The sequence below is a fragment of the Spirosoma arboris genome, from assembly GCF_009754945.1.
Taxonomy (GTDB): domain Bacteria; phylum Bacteroidota; class Bacteroidia; order Cytophagales; family Spirosomataceae; genus Spirosoma; species Spirosoma arboris.
Map to the genome: position 1 here is coordinate 689,471 of NZ_WPIN01000001.1, position 17,836 is coordinate 707,306.

15 protein-coding genes are annotated in these 17,836 nt (G+C 49.6%); 12 read left to right on the top strand and 3 right to left on the bottom strand.

What is annotated here, in order from left to right:
• Positions 1-12: 12 nt before the first annotated feature.
• Entirely contained in the window at positions 13-1,062 is a 1,050-nt protein-coding gene (locus GO755_RS02805) for a YheT family hydrolase (RefSeq protein WP_157583039.1), read from the bottom strand.
• A 281-nt stretch (positions 1,063-1,343) separates the two neighbouring features.
• On the opposite strand from GO755_RS02805, the gene GO755_RS02810 reads away from it, so the two are divergent.
• From GO755_RS02810 to GO755_RS02835, 6 genes are all read left to right on the top strand, one after another.
• A complete protein-coding gene (locus tag GO755_RS02810) occupies positions 1,344-2,663 on the top strand; it encodes a Kelch repeat-containing protein (RefSeq protein ID WP_157583040.1) in 1,320 nt (439 codons plus the stop codon).
• 128 nt (positions 2,664-2,791) lie between these two features.
• Complete coding sequence (locus tag GO755_RS02815) at positions 2,792-3,784, top strand: DUF4249 domain-containing protein (protein ID WP_317165778.1); 993 nt, start codon at positions 2,792-2,794, stop codon at positions 3,782-3,784.
• Positions 3,785-3,804: 20 nt separating this feature from the next.
• Positions 3,805-4,833 (top strand): DUF4249 domain-containing protein, encoded by a 1,029-nt coding sequence (locus tag GO755_RS02820; protein ID WP_157583041.1) that lies wholly within the window; start codon positions 3,805-3,807, stop codon positions 4,831-4,833.
• Between the two features lie 19 nt (positions 4,834-4,852).
• A complete protein-coding gene (locus GO755_RS02825) occupies positions 4,853-6,109 on the top strand; it encodes a DUF4249 domain-containing protein (RefSeq protein ID WP_157583042.1) in 1,257 nt (418 codons plus the stop codon).
• 39 nt (positions 6,110-6,148) lie between these two features.
• A complete protein-coding gene (locus tag GO755_RS02830) occupies positions 6,149-7,324 on the top strand; it encodes a carboxypeptidase-like regulatory domain-containing protein (protein ID WP_198174734.1) in 1,176 nt (391 codons plus the stop codon).
• Positions 7,325-7,509: 185 nt separating this feature from the next.
• Positions 7,510-8,814 (top strand): Kelch repeat-containing protein, encoded by a 1,305-nt coding sequence (locus GO755_RS02835; protein WP_157583044.1) that lies wholly within the window; start codon positions 7,510-7,512, stop codon positions 8,812-8,814.
• Here GO755_RS02835 and GO755_RS41315 read toward each other — a convergent pair.
• Positions 8,804-8,956, bottom strand: a complete 153-nt coding sequence (locus GO755_RS41315; RefSeq protein ID WP_227686838.1) for a hypothetical protein — start codon at positions 8,954-8,956, stop codon at positions 8,804-8,806. The genes GO755_RS02835 and GO755_RS41315 overlap by 11 nt on opposite strands.
• Before the next feature lie 4 nt (positions 8,957-8,960).
• Between GO755_RS41315 and GO755_RS02840 the strand changes: the two genes are divergently transcribed.
• The 5 genes from GO755_RS02840 to GO755_RS02860 all read left to right on the top strand — a co-directional run bounded on the left by GO755_RS02840 (position 8,961) and on the right by GO755_RS02860 (position 15,590).
• Positions 8,961-9,944, top strand: coding sequence for a DUF4249 domain-containing protein (locus GO755_RS02840; protein ID WP_227686839.1), 984 nt, complete (start codon positions 8,961-8,963; stop codon positions 9,942-9,944).
• Positions 9,945-9,989: 45 nt separating this feature from the next.
• Positions 9,990-11,291, top strand: coding sequence for a Kelch repeat-containing protein (locus GO755_RS02845; RefSeq protein WP_157583045.1), 1,302 nt, complete (start codon positions 9,990-9,992; stop codon positions 11,289-11,291).
• A gap of 128 nt (positions 11,292-11,419) precedes the next feature.
• Positions 11,420-12,409 carry a DUF4249 domain-containing protein gene (locus tag GO755_RS02850; protein WP_317165779.1) on the top strand — a complete coding sequence of 330 codons (990 nt, stop codon included), beginning with the start codon at positions 11,420-11,422 and terminating at the stop codon, positions 12,407-12,409.
• Between the two features lie 67 nt (positions 12,410-12,476).
• Positions 12,477-14,849: a TonB-dependent receptor gene (locus GO755_RS02855; RefSeq protein WP_157583046.1), complete on the top strand. Its 2,373-nt coding sequence runs from the start codon at positions 12,477-12,479 to the stop codon at positions 14,847-14,849.
• A 69-nt stretch (positions 14,850-14,918) separates the two neighbouring features.
• The gene (locus tag GO755_RS02860) at positions 14,919-15,590 is read left to right on the top strand and encodes a Uma2 family endonuclease (protein ID WP_157583047.1); all 672 of its coding nucleotides are present in this window, start codon (positions 14,919-14,921) and stop codon (positions 15,588-15,590) included.
• Here the strand turns inward: GO755_RS02860 and GO755_RS02865 are convergent.
• Complete coding sequence (locus GO755_RS02865; RefSeq protein WP_157583048.1) at positions 15,587-16,594, bottom strand: cation diffusion facilitator family transporter; 1,008 nt, start codon at positions 16,592-16,594, stop codon at positions 15,587-15,589. The genes GO755_RS02860 and GO755_RS02865 overlap by 4 nt on opposite strands.
• Before the next feature lie 225 nt (positions 16,595-16,819).
• Between GO755_RS02865 and GO755_RS02870 the strand changes: the two genes are divergently transcribed.
• On the top strand, positions 16,820-17,812 hold the full coding sequence (locus GO755_RS02870; RefSeq protein WP_157583049.1) for an amidohydrolase family protein: 993 nt from the start codon (positions 16,820-16,822) through the stop codon (positions 17,810-17,812).
• Positions 17,813-17,836: the final 24 nt, after the last annotated feature.

Genomic DNA, 17,836 nt, shown 5'->3' on the forward strand with positions numbered 1-17,836 from the left:
TGGGTGATCTTCTTATTGGTAATTCAAGTTAGGTGTTGTCAAAAAATCAACTGCCCGTTTCTCCGACCAGTAGGTACCCTGAATACCTTCATTTTTTGCCGGAAAGCCGCAATGGCCACCGTGTTCAGGGAACTCCATCCAGACGTTCGCTAGTTCCCGAGCCAATGTCTCCGGAAAACATTCCGGCGATAAAAAAGGATCGTTTTTCGCGTTGACAATCAGGGTTGGAATCGTAATGCTGGGTATGAATTGCAGCGAGCTGCTGCGGGTATAATAGTCTTTTGCATCCTGAAAACCGTTCATGGGGGCCGTAAACGTATTATCGAACTCCCGAACACTCCGTACCTTCCGCACGGCTTCGGTCGGAAAAACGCCTGGCATGACGGCCGCTTTTTCCAATACTTTTCGTTTCAAGGTTCGATTAAATCGGTAATTGTACACCAGACTATCCCATTGTTCAAGCCGCTTGGCAGACCCCATTAAATACATGGGAACCGAGAAAACGACTGCTCTTTTTATGGCTGGATTCAAGGCCTTCCCCTGTTCACCGAGGTATTTGAGCGTTACGTTGCCTCCGGCGCTGAATCCCATCAGGTAAATGGTCTGATAACCCTTTGAAAGGGCATGTTGAATAACGAGATGCAGATCACTGGTTTCACCGACGTGGTAAAATCGTTGCTGCCGATTCATTTCACCACTACACGACCGATAGTGCCAGGCCAGACAATCGAAGCGTGATTTAGTCAACTGGTGCACCATTCCAGCCAAATAAGGACTTTTTGAACTTCCTTCCAGCCCGTGAGAGAGGATGACGAGAGGTTTTAGTGAAGAGTGTAGAGTGAAAAGTGAAGAATAAACAGCAGAATATTCTTCACTTTTCACTCTACACTCTTCACTACTAAAAGCCCAATCCAAATCCAGAAAATCGTCGTCGGGAGTTTCGATACGTTCGCGGACGTAGGAGACCGCTACCTTGCGGAACAGCGAGGGAATGATAGTTTGCAGGTGGCCGTTCCACAAACGTGCAGGCGGCTCATAACTTGATGGGGCAATCAGCGGCATTACCGAACGCGGGCGATTGAAGCCGCAAAGGTAAGGGTTCAGACAGTTAGAAGCTTGGTAAATTCAATAAAAAAAGGCTGGTCGTAGGGCGACCAGCCTTTCCTGTTGAATACAACCTGAATTGAAAAAAGCAATGTTGGCTACTGCCGAAGCAGTAAGTGGACCAAAATTGGTAAATAAAAAGAATTAATACAACTATTTCGATAAAATAAAATTTAGATTTCTTTGAATTGATTTGTGATGGCCAACGTATCTTGCTGTGCCGTTGTGAAGAATACTGTATGCGCCTGACTAAAAATGCCATTGGATTGCTCATCGGATGTTTACTCCTATTACGATGTAAGCCCCAAACGCCCGAACCTGCAACTATCATTAATACGAAAACCGTATTGCCCTCTCAGGCTGCGCTGGTATCGGTACAGACGACCGGAGCAACAACGGCGGAGGTTGTCATTAAACTGACGTCGGCCATTAAATCGACCGACTGGCGGTTGACGGCGCAGACAAATTCGGGAACGGCATTAACGCTCGAACCCGGTGACACGAAACTGTATGACCCATTTAGCTTAAGCATATTCAAACTATCAGGCGTCTCGGTTGGGCAGACCTATAAAATACAGTTGGGGTTTCGGTATAATCAGAAAGATACCCTGACGCTGGAGCGGGATTATACCCACGCTACGTATAACCCCTGGAAACGACGGGAACATTTGCCCTTTGACAATGGTGATTTTACGGGCTCCATTATTGATTACTCCGACGATCGCTCGGGTAACTCGGTTCGGGTAACGCGCTATGTTGATGCCGAAACCTGGCAAACGGCCTTCTTTAGCAATCAGCAAAATTCGTGGTATTACCCGGCCATACCACCGAATGTAACCCTTCGACGAGGCCTGATTGAGTATATCCTGTACGGGCACAATACCGACCGATCTTATTTCTATGGACTGGGCTATCAGACGGACGACTTGTTTCCGGGTAAATATGTCTACCTACGAGATCAATACGCTGTTTTTCCGGCTGGCGGCAGTGCTGTATTTCCCTACTACCAGGGTGAAGATGGTGAGCTAGCTTATTTCACAACCACAGAATGGGCATTTTTTCTGACCAATAATGGCTCACCGGCCATGCGGGGAATTTATGTGCAATTTGACCAGGAAGCCCGTGCTCCGTTGCCCGAAAAGCCGGGTATTCTGGCAACGTTCAGTATTGGCGAAGTCGGTTATGTGGTTAATCAGGTTCAGGGAAGCCCACCGCATTTGTTTGCCTACGATTCGCAGAAGGATACATGGACACGCAAAGCCGATTTTCCGGGAACCCAGCGAACACGAGGTGCTGGTTTTTCGGTGAAAGACAAAGGGTATTTTGGGTTGGGTATAGCCGCCAGTCAGCAGGGATTGCGAGACATCTGGCAGTATGATCCTGCTACCGATAAATGGCAATATGTGACAGAATACCCTGGTGAGGGCAATCGCTATCTGGTTGTCTGGAGTGGCGCCAATCGGGCTTATTTAGGCTGGGGGTACGAGAGTCAGACCGTTGTTGGGTCATTGGGGTATCGGCAGGTGGGTTGTACGGATTTCTGGGAGTTTGTGCCATGATGAAACAGGATGTTTTTAAACACGGAGAAAACAGAGATAGATACAGAGATAAACGGAGATTTATTAAATTTCTCTGCGGATCTCTGCACTCCTTAGTGTATCTCTGTGTCATAACCTTTTCTGCCTGTGTGAGTGAAGTTCAATTGCCGATTCGGCAGGTGGCGGCCCGGTTAGTGGTTGATGGGCTGATTACCGACGAAGCACCACCGTATCCTATTAAACTGACCTTGTCTGGTGCATACTCGTCGGGGGGAGGTTTTCCCGAAGAGTTGATTATCAACGGGGCCGTTGTGACCATTACGGATAATGGTGACCGAACTGTACAACTCGAACAGGACCCCTTGTTGCCGTCCTATTATTGGGTTCGGGACACTACGTTTCGGGGTCAGGCGGGCCATCGCTACACGCTTAAAGTTGTCATGCCGAACGGTACTGTCTATGTATCGTCGCCGGAGCTATTGGCACCCGTTGCCCCCCTCGACCGTATTTCTGCTGAATATCAACGCTCAGACGGTAGCTTTGGCCAGCCCGACTCGTATAGAATCCTGATCGACACCCATGATCCAGCCACGTTGGGCGATTATTACCGCTGGTCTACGTTTAGCTACGTGCCTCGATGGACAAGTTTTGATCCTCAGCATCCGCCCTCATCAGGAACGGATGTTTGTAATACCTGCTCGTGCTGGGTGCCATACTATAGTCAGTTAACCAATGTGCTGTCGGATGCGCTGATTAATGGGAATACCATCAGCCATAGGCAGGTATTCAATTCGCCAGTTTATGCCACCGGGAAACAATATGTTGAGGTACGACAATATTCACTGACCCGTTCGGCTTATCAGTACTGGACTCATTTTGAGGAACAACGTAGTCGTACCGGTTCGCTATTCGATCCCCAACCGGCTTCTATTGAAGGCAATGTCCATCAGCAAGCCGATACAACGGTGTTGGCGCTGGGCTATTTTGGCGCATCGTCGGTGAGCAAACAGCGGCTGGTTGTCCGGGGCGATACGATTCAATATGACAAATTCCTGAATCGACTGAATAAGTCATTTATTCCGCCCGGTCATTGTCCGGATAATTTTTCGATCTTTCAATTAGGCCCGCCCGTAGGTTGGTAAGCCAAAATGGTAGGTAACAAATGTCAGTGTATAAACGGCTTTTAGCGGGTTTCCTGATCTTCATGACCGCCTGCGTGAATGAGGTGCAACTCCCCATTCGGCAGGTAAAACCGCGTCTGGTGGTGGATGGACTGATTACCGACGAAGCGCCCCCTTACCCGATCAAATTAACCTTATCGGGAGCCTATTCGTCGGGGGGAGGCTTTCCGGAAGAACTGATCATCAATGGGGCTGTTGTGACCATTACCGACAATGGCGACCGAACTGTACAACTCGAACAGGATGTCCTGCAACCTTCGTATTATTGGGTGCGTGACCCTAGTTTTCAGGGGCAGCCCGGCCACCGATACACGTTGAAAGTGGTATTGCCCGATGGTACAGTCTATGTGTCGTCTTCAGAATTGCTGGCTCCGGTTGCCCCAATCGAACGAGTTTATGCCGAATATCGTCGGGGAGAAGGTAGTTTCGGCCAGCCTGATCTGTATAACATTCTGATTGACACTCGCGACCCAGCTACGTTGGGTGATTATTACCGCTGGTCGACCTATAGTTACGTACCCCGCTGGACTACCGTTGATCCTCAGCATTCTACCTGTAGCGTCTGTTCATGCTGGACACCTTATTTCAGCGAACTCACCAATGTACTATCGGATGCGCTCATCAATGGCAATCGAATTAGCCACCGATCTGTGTTTAACTCGCCGGTTTATGCTATCGGGAAACAGTTTGTAGAGGTACGCCAATATTCACTTTCCCGTTCAGCCTATCAGTACTGGACTCATTTTGAGGAGCAACGCAGCCGAACTGGTTCACTCTTCGATCCGCAACCAGCCTCTATTGAGGGCAACGTACACCAGCAGGCCGATACGACGGTGCTGGCGTTGGGCTATTTTGGCGCATCGTCCGTGAGTCGGCAACGGTTGGTTATTCCAGGCGATACGATTCAATATGACCGGTTCCTGAATCGGCTGAACAAAGCGTTTATTCCACCTGGAAGCTGTCCCGGCAACTTTCCGTTGTCTCAGTTGGGGCCGCCAACGAATTGGTAAATTACTGACTATAGTACGTATGCGTTCAATTTTTACATGGCTACTCGCTTGCCTGGGCATAACCAGCCTGCTAACGAGTTGTGTTGATCCAGAAGACATTACGTTGGTTGGCACAGTCAATGTCGTCGTGGTGGATGGAACAATCACCGATCTGGCCGAGCCGCAAATCATTCGACTGAACCGATCCAGAGCCGATTCGGTTACCGGACGCTTTGGAACGCTGCCGATTACAAAAGCCAGCGTAGAGGTCGTCATGGATTCGTCGCAGGTGATTGCCTGCCATGAAACGGTGGCTGGCAGTTATCAGCTACCCAGCGATTTCAAAGGACAGGTGGGCCATGCCTATCAACTCCGATTTACCCTTTCGGATGGTACACGCTACCAGTCTACGCAGCAGGTGATGCAGACCGTACCGCCCATTACCCGGGCAACGGCTCAATTTAACCCCACAGCTATTTCTCCCCCTTTCTCCGATAATCTGTATACGGCTGGTCATGACCTGTTTATTGATTTCACTGACCCAGTCGAGACCACTAATTATTACCGATGGGAATGGAAGTTATACGAGCAACAGAGCTGGTGCCGAACCTGTTACGAAAGTATTTACACGGTTAATCAATTGGATCCACTCCCGCCAAATACGTATTTCCCGTACTATTATTCGGTATCGACACAACCCTACGAAGACTGCTTTCATCCGCCCTCGGGAACGGCCCCGTATGTATCCTTGCAGAACAATCGATTTGATTATCCCTGCCGAACCCAATGCTGGGAGCTTATTTATAGTCACTACATCAACGTTTTTTCTGATCAGTTTACCAATGGAGGGATCATTGTTAAGAAGAGTGTAGGCCAGATTCCACTCTATCAGAGCAGCCCCTGTCTGGTCGATATCCGACAGGAGTCGATTACCAAAGACGCCTATCAGTATTACAATCTGTTTCAGCAGCAAACGCAGAACACGGGTAGTATTGTCGATACGCCACCCACGGCATTGGCCGGAAATATTCATAATCAGGCCAATCGGAGCGAAGTTGTTGTCGGGTACTTTACGGCCTCATCTGTTGCTGTTTTTCCGTACTATTTACCACGTAATGACATTTCAAAGGGGGCAAAATCACCGGGTTTGTTTTATGCACTCAATGGTCGATTGCCCATGCCCGAAGGACGATCATTTACCACCTTTATTATGAACGGCCCCGCCCGCCCACCCACCGCAATTTGTGGGCCGCTTGACCAGCGAACTCCCTATAAACCCGTTGGCTGGCCTAATTAAGGAAGTAGTGTAGAGGTCAGTAGTGATCAAATGCTTACAATGAAAAAACTCGTTACACCGAATGCGAATTATCGATGGATTCTTGTGTTGGGCTTGCTGCTCACTCATTCAGTGTGGGCTCAATTCACGATCAAAGGACATGTGTTTAGCGGCAAAAATCAGGAGCCGCTACCGTTCGCGACCGTCTTTTTATCGGGCACATCGAAAGGTACACTGACCGATTCGAGTGGTCAATTTGTCCTCACGAATCTACCCCCCGGTACGTTTGACCTGATTGTTTCATTTGTGGGTTTCACAACCCTAAAAACTACGCTTCAAACACAACAGGTAAAAGCCTATCGGTTTATTCTCAAACCGCTCGAAAATAACCTTGGCGAGATTACCGTAAAAGCGCATCGCCGGAGAGACTGGTCCAAAGAGATTGCGCTATTTACAGATAACTTTATTGGCGTTACCCAGAATGCGAAGGCGTGTCGATTGCTCAACCCCAGCGTCTTGCGCTTTGTTGATTCTCCGTCCACGTTGGAAGCTACGGCTCCCGAACCGCTTTTAATTGAGAATAGTGCCTTGGGTTACCGGTTGAAATTTCATCTGGATAAATTCACGTACGACTATGGCCAGCAGCGTATTGCGTATCAGGGTTATCCGCTCTTTGAGCCATTGCCGCCCAAAAATCAACAGCAGGCCGAAGAATGGAAAGCGAATCGTAGAAAAGCTTATTTAGGGTCGCTGATGCACTTTATGCGGGCGCTGTATCAGAAGCGATTAGTTCCGGAAGGCTTTGTGATTCAACAGATTGCTGAGAAGAAAAATAGAGCTGGCGAGCGTCGTTTTATTGGCTTACCCACGGACTCAACGGCCTATTTTCCTTCGCTAACGAACTCAACTAAACAGGTAGCTTACCCGATGGCTCCCTATAAAATGATTCTTGATAGCGTGCAGTCAACCGCGCTTCGTCCGGTTATTGCATTTAACGACTGGATTCAGGTAACGTATGCTTTAAAGCGAGAACCGGCTGATTACCAGAAGTATCGGGAGACGCCGGAGAATAAGTATGCCATTATCCCACAACGTTCGTTTCTACGCATGTTAGCACCAAATGTGGAATTGGAATCGAGCGGTCGGTTCGATCTTCAGCGCATCTTTTTTGAAGGGTACTGGACCTGGGAACTAATGGCAGAAAGCTTACCGATTGATTATGAGCCAGGGGATTGAATTAGAGCTTTCGCTCAGAACGGTGTCAAGGTTTATGATGATATTATACTGCCTTGTATGACCCCGATGGGGTCAAATGTTTATATCAAATGAGCCTTTACTATAAGCATTTGACCCCGATGGGGTCACATAGAATACAAATGATTAAGGTTAGGTTTGCTTGATGACTTAGGTGTAAATAGCTAATGATACACTATGTACTTTGCTATAGCTGGTTCTTTGCCTGTCTGATAGGGTTGTCAGCTTGCCAGACTACGCCCGAGCCGGCTGCGATTTTCACCCCCGAAAGTCAGGCTGTATCCAGGGCGTCGCTGGTATCGGTGCAGGCTACGAGTACTGAAACAGCGGAAGTGATCGTGAAAAGCAGTCCGTCGCTGAAGTTGACCGATTGGCTACTGACCGTACAGACGGCTAACGACCAACCTGTAAAGTTGGAATCCGGTGAAACCAAATCGCTGAAAACCTTCTCCATTTATGCCCTAAAAGCGTCGGGTTTAGTGAGTGGTCAAACCTACACCGTTAAACTTCAATTTCTTTACAACGGACGGGATACGCTTCGGGTGGAGCGCATGTATACGCACCACTCTCCGGCCAACTGGCGTCGCTTAGCGCATCTTGATGCCGATGCTGGTGATTTTACGGGTATGCTCATCGCATCCGAAAATGACCCGGCTGGCGTGGCTACCAGTCTGCAACTCTACCGATACGTTGATGAGCAAAGCAGTAGCCGGGTTATTTACCAGACGGGTCAGGACAACTGGCTTCTGTTTCCACAGGCGAATGTTCTGGCGCATCGGCAGGTGTTGTTTCGCCTGCAAGACGTTCCTGGGGTGAATTATGTATTTTTTGGAATGGGCTATCAGAACGATGAGCGTGCCGCTCAGAAACGAATCTATCTGAAAACGTTTTCGAGTCCCGCCAACCTCAAACCCGATTATGCAGGTGAAGACGGTGACGTGGCACTCTTTACAACCCTGACCCAGGCCTTTTTTCTGACCCAGGGCGGTTCGTCTGCACTCTGGATTCGGGATGGCAATTGGGATCAGCACCGCGGGCGAGATTTTCCTGAAGCGACGGGCACACTGGCTACGTTTACCTGCAACGGAATTGGCTATGTTGTTAATGAGAGGGAAGGCCAGCCTATACATGTGTTTTCCTATAACCCAGCGACTGATCAATGGACTCGCAGAGCGGACTTTCCCGGATTGGCGCGCAGTTGGGGTGTAGGCTTTTCGATAGCCGGGAAAGGCTACTTTGGAGCTGGCATTACGGGTGAGGACGAACGTGGTTTACGCGATTTGTGGCAATACGATCCCGCAACAGATAAGTGGCAATACATAACCGACTATCCCGGTCAGGGCAATCGATATTTGATTTCGTATGGTACCGCAACGAAAGCTTATATAGGCTGGGGTTATGAAAGCCAGGCTTCGCCTTCGGGTGGCGCGCGGGTAGTAGGCTGCACGGATTTCTGGGAATTTACGCCATGATGAAGAAGCGTACAAGGGTTATGACACAGAGATTCACCGAGATGATACGGAGATACACAGAGATATTTGTTTGCTGGGCAACGAGTTTGCTAAGCCAGCTAAAATCCTCCCGCTCCGGCGTACTGGTGTATCTCTGTGTCATAACCTTGTCTGGGTGTGTTGATGAACTACAATTACCTATTCGACAGGTAGAACCGCGCCTGGTGGTAGAAGGGCTTATTACGACCGATCCACCCCCTTATTCGATTAAACTGACGTTTTCGGGTCGCTATAATTCAGCCTATGAATTACCCGAAGGTTTGCTTGTGAACGGGGCGGTGGTGACGATTAATGATGACCAGGGTCATTCGGTTCGATTACGGCAAGACCCACTGGCGCCTGCTTATTACTTCGTTCGGGATACTACGTTTCGTGGAAAAGCAGGCCGTCGGTACACGCTTCACATTCGTCTCGACGATGGTCGCCAGTACGTGTCATCGCCTGAGCTGTTAACTGACGTGCCACCTATCGAACAGCTTACAGCAGAGTACCAGTCTGGTGCATCTGGGTTGCCGCAGCCGTCAATTTATCGGGTATTGCTCGACACCCGCGACCCGATAACACCGGGGAATTATTACCGATGGTCGGCGTTGGCTTACTCACCGATTTGGCAGAATGGCGTACCAAAAGTTTTTGAGAGCGTTACGGTAAATGCCTGCCTGACTACTACGTATGGGCCATTGACCGATGTACTGTCGGATGCACTGATCAATGGCAACCGCATTAGCCGTCGGCCTGTGCTGGACGCGCCCATCTATGGTACCGGGAGGCATTACGTTGAGGTACAACAGTATTCACTCACGCGGGCGGCTTATCAGTACTGGACTCGTTTTGAGGAACAACGCACCCGCACAGGTTCTCTGTTTGATGCGCAACCAGCCTCCATTGAGGGCAACGTACATCAGCAGACCGATACGACAATAGTAGCATTGGGTTATTTTGGGGCATCGACTATTAGCCGGAAACGGTTGGTAATTCCGGGCGATACCATAAACTATGGACGGTTTATTGTTCGATACGGCGGCTTGTTTAAAGGCAATTGCAGTGTGGTTCCATCGGATGCCGAACTGGAAAATTGGACAACTAACTAAATAGGCACACGATTTGAGAAAATTGGCGAAATGAATCGACGGTCTATGTTTCAAATTCCTGCATGCGTACTAATCAGTTGGCTTTGCCTCCTGGGCCTGCTCAGTTGCAGAACGCCCGCGCTGGTGCCGTTGATAGCAATCGGAGAGTCGACTACCATTTCGCCAACACTGGTTAGTACACAGGCAGTGGCGTCTGATCAGGCTGAATTTGTCGTCAAAGCGGGCTTTGAATTTAACCCCACAGACTGGAAATTAACGCTGCTCAATGCCAGCGGGCGCCCGCTCTCGTTGAGTGCGGGTGCTGTCGGACGATTGGATCTGTTTAATCTAATCCCTTACCGGGCAATTGGTCTTACAAGTGGCCAAACCTATCGGCTTCAGTTCGCAACTCGAAACGCTGGTGGGGATTCGGTCAATGTCGAGCGGCTTTATACGCATCGTTCAGATGGGCCGCGTTGGATCCGCCTAACGCACGCGCCTTTAGTTGGGGGCGATTTTGCCGGTAGTACACTCAATAAAGATAATTTACCTCCATCAGAATCCGCTAATTATTTGTCGATATGGCGCTATCAGAATGACCAAAGCTGGCAAATGCTAACCTATTCCGCGGTCGACAATAAATGGTATGATAGTAAAGACTTAACCTCTGTCTCTCCGCGTCATGGTGTTGTTCGCTATCAGTTGCAGGAGGCCGTGGGAGATAATCAGACATTCGAGGGGCTGGGCTTTATGATAAGCGAGTTATTGCTTGGACAACGGTTGTACTTGAAAGATATGGGTGGCGTAACCCCGTATTATGCTGGCCCGGATGGCGAGGTGCGTTTTTTTACAACGCTCAAGCGAGCCTATCAACTCACGGAGGGAGGTTCCCCTCAGCTTTGGGTTCGCTGGGGCAATTGGGATCAGTACCGAGGCCCTGATCTGCCCGAGCCGACTGGAACACTGGTCTCGTTTCGCCTGGGTACAACGGGCTACGTGGTCAATCAGCGACCTGGCCAACAGATTCATCTTTGGGCGTTCGATACCGAGCGCGAACAATGGAGTCGACGGGCCGATTTTCCGGGTTCTCTCCGCAGCCAGGGCGTCGGATTTACGGCGGGCGGTAAGGGCTATTTTGGTCTCGGTATTACGGCAAATGAAGAAACATTACGGGATGTATGGCAGTACGATCCCACAACGGATCACTGGCAATACGTTACTGATTATCCCGGCGCGGGCAGCACCTACCTGGCGGTGGGGCAGTTGCCTGTGCGAACATTGCTTGGCTGGGGCTACGAACAGCAGCCAACGGCAGCGGGCGGGATTCGGTTGGTGGGTTGTACGGATTTCTGGGAGTTTGTGCCATGATGAAAAAGAATGTTTTTAAACACGGAGAAAACAGAGGTAGATACAGAGATAAACAGAGATTTATTGACTTTCTCTGCGGATCTCTGCACTCCTTAGTGTACCTCTGTGTCATAACCTTGTTTTCCTGCGTGAATGAAGTTCAGCTTCCCATTCGTCAGACAGAACGCCGATTGGTCGTAGAAGGGCTAGTGACTGATAGCCCGTTTCCGTGGGTGCGCCTTACGTATACGGGCTATTATAACTCGTCAAATCCGGCCCCGCCCGAATTAGTCATCAACGATGCCCTTGTTGTCATTCGAGACGATCAGGGTCGGACGGTGCGGCTTGTGCCCGACCCATTTGCACCTGCTTACTATGGCGTACGTGATAGTAGTTTTGTGGGGCAACCTGGTCGTTCCTATACACTGCTTATCACTTTGCCCGACGGCAGTCGCTATCAATCAAAGCCCGAACGACTCAACCCTGTTCCTGTACTTGATCCGCTCAGGGCGAATTACCGGCGAGGCATATCCGAACTGGGCCAGCCTGATTTTTATGATGTGCTGATCGACACAAAAGATCCTCCCGAGTTAGGTAATTATTACCGCTGGTCGACACTGGTTTATATCTGGCGCTGGGTGAAGTATGACCCTCAGCACAATAGTGATCCACGATGTACTTGTTCATGCTGGGTACCAACAGTTGGCCCCCCAACAGACGTGCTGTCGGACGCACTCATCAACGGGAATCGGATCAGTGGCCGGGTGGTTTTTAGTTCACCCATTTATAGTGTTGGTGCTCAGTATGCCCAGGTGAACCAGTTCTCGCTGACGAAGGCTGCCTACCAATATTGGCAACTTTTTGAACAGCAACGTACGCGAACCGGTTCGCTGTTCGATCCGCAACCAGCCTCCATTGAAGGGAATGTACGGGCTGTGGATGACACGACTAAACTAGCCCTGGGCTTTTTTGGGGCATCAGCCGTCAGTCAGCGAAGACTGACGATTCCCGGTGATACAATCAATTACGACAAGTTTTTGATTCGATCTCAACGACGGTTTATTCTGCCTACGGGTAGTTGCTATACTAACTTTCCTCAATTCCTGCTGGTAGAGCCTCAGGGCTGGCCACCTCGTTAAAACGCAATACGCTAGTCTATTAAGACAATTCAAGTAGTAAATTAATATCATGTTTACTTTTTATCCTATGCACCAGTTCTTCGTTCGTATTATTCTGGCAAGTGTCCTGCTACTGATCGCCGTGCCCAGGCTTCAGGCGCAAATTCGTTTCCGTATTTACGGGCAAGTGGTGGATGGAGTAACGAATAAACCGCTGGCCAATGTGTCGGTTTATGACAAAAAGCAGGGTGCTGGCACAACCACCGATAGCACGGGCGCTTTTAGCATGCAGGTGCTGCCCGGCCCGTATAACCTGACGTTTTCTGCCGTAGGCTATTACGCGCGTAGCCGGTTTCTGGAAATAGAACGGGCTAACATTCGTATGGAAGTAGCGCTCAATCCCGATACCCGCCAACTGGATGAAGTCAACGTGAAGGGCCGCACGCCCGATGCTAATGTATCGGCTACGCAGATGAGTGTGGTACGGCTGGATATGAAAAACCTGCGCAATATTCCGGTGGTGTTTGGTGAGGTCGATATTCTGAAAGCCCTGACTTTACAACCGGGCGTCAGTACGGTAGGCGAGGGAGCAGGTGGGTTCAATGTGCGGGGTGGCCGTACCGATCAGAATTTAGTATTGCTGGATGGTGCGCCTTTGTTCAATACCAGCCATTTGCTGGGTTTGTTAAGTAACCTCAATGCGGATGCTATTCAGGATGTAACGCTCTATAAAGGCGGTATTCCGGCGGCCTATGGCGGGCGATTGTCGTCGCTATTGTTGATGAACACAAAAGCGGGTGAAACCGACCGAGTAAGCGTAAATGGAGGTATTGGCTTGTTAACCAGCCGCTTGTTAGTGCAAGGGCCAGCCTCGAAAAATAAAAAACTAACCTTTCTGGCGGGTGGTCGTATTGCATATCCGTCGTTTATACTGGGTTTATTTCCCGAACCCACCAATAAAGACCGTGCGTTTTTCTACGACCTGAACGGGCGTTTAACCTATCGACTGACCAATGACAGTCAGCTATCGGCTACGGTTTATCGTAGCTACGATACGTTCAAATTTCCGCAGGATACACTTTACACCACCCAATCCACCCTGTTGACGGCCCGCTGGAGTCAGCGGCTGAACCCGCAGTTGTCCTTTAACCTGACAGCTACCCAAAGTGATTACCGCTTTTTCTTAGACGGTCTGACCTCTACCAATACCTATCGGTACCGCTCCACCATCCGCCAGCGCGATGCCCGGCTCGACTGGCTCTATACACCTAAACCTACTCACCGACTTGAATTCGGGGGTTCGCTGACGGGATATAGTTTGCTGCCGGGAGCCATTGCACCTACTGGCGACAACTCGAACATCAATACTCAGACCTTACCGACCGAGCAGGCTCGTGAATGGGCGGGCTACCTTTCGGAGGAGTGGACGCCGTTTCGGGTGTTGTCGGTGCAGGTGGGCGTGCGGTATGCACAGTTTACCAACGTCGGGCCGGGGGTGGCGTATCAATATGCCGAAGGACAACCCCGTACCCGTGAGAGCATTACCGATACGTTGCGCTACGGGAATGGTCAGGCGTTGGCTCACTACGGCGGGTGGGAACCCAGGTTGACGATTCGCGCGAATCTGACACCCAATAGTTCGCTGAAAGTGAGCTACAACCGTACCCGGCAGTTTCTGCATTTGATTTCGAATACAACGGCTATTTCGCCCGTCGATTTCTGGAAAGTGAGTGATGCGCTGGTGCCACCCCAGGTGGCCGATCAGTTTGCGGTGGGTTACTTTCGCAATTTTAACGACAACATGTACGAAACCTCCGTTGAGGTCTATCATAAAACGCTGGAGAATCTGGTCGAATACCGGAATGGTGCCACCCTGTTGCTCAACCCGACACTGGATGCGGATTTGTTGCGGGCGCAGGGCAAAGCATATGGCGTAGAAGTAAGTGTCCAGAAAACGCGTGGATTGCTGACGGGTTTAATCGCCTATACATACTCCCGAACGCTGGCGCGGGTACCCAGTCCGTACCCGAGTGTGCAAATCAACGGGGGCGACTGGTATCCGTCTACCTTTGACCGACCCCATAATTTGACCATTGCCACCCAATGGAAATGGAGCCGGGGCTGGACATTTGGAACCAACTTCGTGTACACCAGCGGTCGCCCGACAACATACCCTGATGGCACCTACCGACTTAACGGGGCCAAAGTGCTCGATTACTCGCAGCGCAATGCCGACCGTATTCCCGATTATCATCGGCTGGATGTGTCATTCACGAAAGACGGTCGGCGAACAGTGGGGCAGCGGCATTACAGCAACTGGTCTATTTCGTTTTATAACGTGTATGCCCACAAAAACCCTTATTCTATTTATTTTCAGCGCGTAAATACCACCACGAAAAGCTATCAGCTTTCGGTTTTTGGCACCATTATTCCGTCGATAAGCTGGAATTTTACGTATTAGCGATGAGTTAAAGATGACACGTTATCTGACTGTAACCTGTTATCTTTGATAAACAGTCATCAATAGACCATGTCCGACCTGCTGTTACGAATTTTAGATACGCCCCAGGCTCCGCTTATTTTACAACAGGCGCAGGCCATTCTGAACAATGAACATCAGAAACGGCAGGCGTTCTATGAATGGCTCGATGAGGACAAAAAAGCTGAGTTTATCAATGGAGAGATTGTTGTGCATTCACCTGCGCTGGATCGCCATAATTCGGCGATGTTGTTTCTAGCGACACTGCTAAGTGTCTATGTGAACGATCGTGACCTTGGCTATGTCCGTGCTGAAAAGGCGTTGGTTGAGCTAACCCGCAATAGCTACGAGCCCGACGTTTGCTACTTTGGGCCTGCTAAAGCCTCCCAGATTGCAGACGATCAATTATACTACCCTGCCCCCGATTTTATTGCAGAAGTGCTTTCAAAGAGCACCGAAAAGAATGATCGTGAGACCAAATTTGCCGATTATGCCGCTCACCGAGTTGCTGAATATTGGATCATCGACCCGCTTCGCCGAACAATTGAGCAATATGGTATTGATGCCGATACGGAAGAATATGCGTTGGCGGGATTGTTTGGAATCAAAGAAACGGTAACCAGCCATGCTATTGCGGGCTTTACCATTCCAGTACGGGCCTTGTTCGATACGGCGGCAAATATGAAAGCCTTGCGCAACCTGCTCATAAAAGGCGCTTCTTAAACGCCCGGCGCTAATACCGGCACAAAGTGCTTCTGATTCAAGGGCAGATTTTCGGCAGTCCATTCAATGTCGTCGACGAAGGCGAACGCCCGAACGGGGCAATCGGCTACGCGGCAATAGTGACAGCACTCTTTTTCGCAGGGATCGGTATGTACAAAAATTTCGACTTCGCCCTGAAAGCCCTCTTTGAGTGTGTCTTCAAAATGATGTACCTCATCATGCACCTGATGCAGCTCCCAGTAATAGGGGAGGGTCAGATGGCAGTCTATGTGTAAATCGGCGCCGTATTTTTGGACGCGGAGGTTATGCACATCAATCCAGTTCAGGTCTTTGTGTGCGTTCAGCAAATCAACAACCCGATGGAGCGTGGGGATGTCGGTTTCGTCCATAAGGCGCGCGATGGACTGACGCGAAATCTGAAATCCATTGTAGATGATCACGAACGAAAGGCCGACTGATAGGGCACTATCGATCCAGTGTTTCCCGGTCAATCCCACCAGCGCCACGCCAATCATGACCACAATACTGCTGAATGTATCCGTAAGCAGGTGTTTTCCATCAGCGGTCATGGCGGCCGAATCTGTTTCGCGGCCCGACCGGATAAGCATCCAGCCGACAAACGCATTGGCCGCAGCTGTAACCCCAACCAGCGCAAAACCCCAGTCGAGATTACTTAGGGTTTTTGGCTCATAGAAGCTTAAAATAGCCTGCCAGATAATAACTAAGCCAGCCGATAGAATCATGGCTCCTTCGAATCCCGACGAGAGAAATTCAATTTTTCCATGCCCGTAGGGGTGGTTTTGGTCGCGGGGTTGGCTGGCTAAGTAGATGCTGTAGAAGGCAAAACCACTAGCGATAACATTGACAATAGACTCAACCGCATCGGACAGAATGGCGGTTGAATACGTCAGAAAATAAGCTGTGAATTTGAGAACGAGCAGAACGATGCTCAGCCCCAGCGAGATGCCCATCCAGCGGTATTTCGTTTGTTGACTGGCACTCATGAAGCTTAATGAAAAGTGTTACGTACCACAAAGGTAACATTCGTATGGGGAATGTTGGTGTATGACCTGCCATAGAACGTGGCCATAAATAGCCATTTCATCCAAAGACCTGCTGGTTGCCCGGATTAAAATAGTTTATCCTCTTTTGAGATAAATTATCTTTATGTACTTTTGACATAAAGGCATAAATAATGCTTTTCCCTTAACAATTCCCATTTTTATCCTATGAAAACACTTGTCCTGGTAGTTGCCTGCCTGGTTGTATCTGCCGGTACGTTGATGGCACAAGCCGTCAATCGTAAACCGCTGCCTATTATTGATGTGCACGTGCATGCTATGAAAGTAAGCCCCGGCTTTGCCGTTGAAATGTGTCCCTGGTTCCTGAGAGATATGCCTGGCAGCGACCCAACCCAAAATTTGCAGACGAGCTCTTTTTTGAATAAGGATTGTGTCGATCCACTGAAACCAGCCAAGTCGGATGAGGAAATGGAGAAGGCGGTATTGGAAACGATGGAGCGGCTCAACATGACCATCGTAGCCTACGGTGATCCCCAGATTCTACGAAAATGGAAAAAAGCGGCCCCCGACCGAGTCATTCCAGGGATTGGGGTCAGCTCGCCTAAAGACATGACTGTACAGGCCTTTACAGACTCGCTATCGTCGGGTTTTTATAAAGTGATGGGCGAAGTTGCTCCACAGTACCAGGGTTTATCGCCCAGCGATATGTCGCTGGATGGCTATTTTGCGGCTGCCGAAAAGTTGAATATTCCTGTAGGCATTCATATGGGAACGGGTGGCAATGGTATGGCCAATCTTACCCAGGCAAAATATCGGGCTTCGTTAGGGAGTCCATTTTTGCTGGAAGATGTATTGGCTCGTCACCCTAAGATGAAAATATGGGTGATGCATGCAGGCTATCCGATGGCTGATGAGATGATCGCGTTAATGGGCGCGAATGCCTATGTATATGTCGATCTGGCGGGTTTCATCTGGAGCTATCCTCAGGCAGAAATCCATGCGTACCTCAAACGCCTGGTGCAGGCTGGCTTTGGCAAACGGATTCTGTACGGCACCGATTTTATGGTATGGCCTAAGCTATTTGAAACCTCAATGAGTGTGATCGAAAATGCCGATTTCCTGTCGTTCGATCAAAAGCGCGACATTTTTTTCAACAATGCCGTACGCTTTTTCCGATTAGATGCCAGCAAGTTTAAATAGATAGTGATTAGGTAGTTACGTCTG

What these genes read in the sequence shown, in the direction of transcription:
- GO755_RS02805 (WP_157583039.1), bottom strand. Translation starts at nt 1,062, where the DNA reads ATGCCGCTGATTGCCCCATCAAGTTATGAGCCGCCTGCACGTTTGTGG.
- GO755_RS02810 (WP_157583040.1), top strand. Translation starts at nt 1,344, where the DNA reads ATGCGCCTGACTAAAAATGCCATTGGATTGCTCATCGGATGTTTACTC.
- GO755_RS02820 (WP_157583041.1), top strand. Translation starts at nt 3,805, where the DNA reads ATGTCAGTGTATAAACGGCTTTTAGCGGGTTTCCTGATCTTCATGACC.
- GO755_RS02825 (WP_157583042.1), top strand. Translation starts at nt 4,853, where the DNA reads ATGCGTTCAATTTTTACATGGCTACTCGCTTGCCTGGGCATAACCAGC.
- GO755_RS02830 (WP_198174734.1), top strand. Translation starts at nt 6,149, where the DNA reads ATGAAAAAACTCGTTACACCGAATGCGAATTATCGATGGATTCTTGTG.
- GO755_RS02835 (WP_157583044.1), top strand. Translation starts at nt 7,510, where the DNA reads ATGATACACTATGTACTTTGCTATAGCTGGTTCTTTGCCTGTCTGATA.
- GO755_RS41315 (WP_227686838.1), bottom strand. Translation starts at nt 8,956, where the DNA reads ATGACACAGAGATACACCAGTACGCCGGAGCGGGAGGATTTTAGCTGG.
- GO755_RS02845 (WP_157583045.1), top strand. Translation starts at nt 9,990, where the DNA reads ATGTTTCAAATTCCTGCATGCGTACTAATCAGTTGGCTTTGCCTCCTG.
- GO755_RS02855 (WP_157583046.1), top strand. Translation starts at nt 12,477, where the DNA reads ATGCACCAGTTCTTCGTTCGTATTATTCTGGCAAGTGTCCTGCTACTG.
- GO755_RS02860 (WP_157583047.1), top strand. Translation starts at nt 14,919, where the DNA reads ATGTCCGACCTGCTGTTACGAATTTTAGATACGCCCCAGGCTCCGCTT.
- GO755_RS02865 (WP_157583048.1), bottom strand. Translation starts at nt 16,594, where the DNA reads ATGAGTGCCAGTCAACAAACGAAATACCGCTGGATGGGCATCTCGCTG.
- GO755_RS02870 (WP_157583049.1), top strand. Translation starts at nt 16,820, where the DNA reads ATGAAAACACTTGTCCTGGTAGTTGCCTGCCTGGTTGTATCTGCCGGT.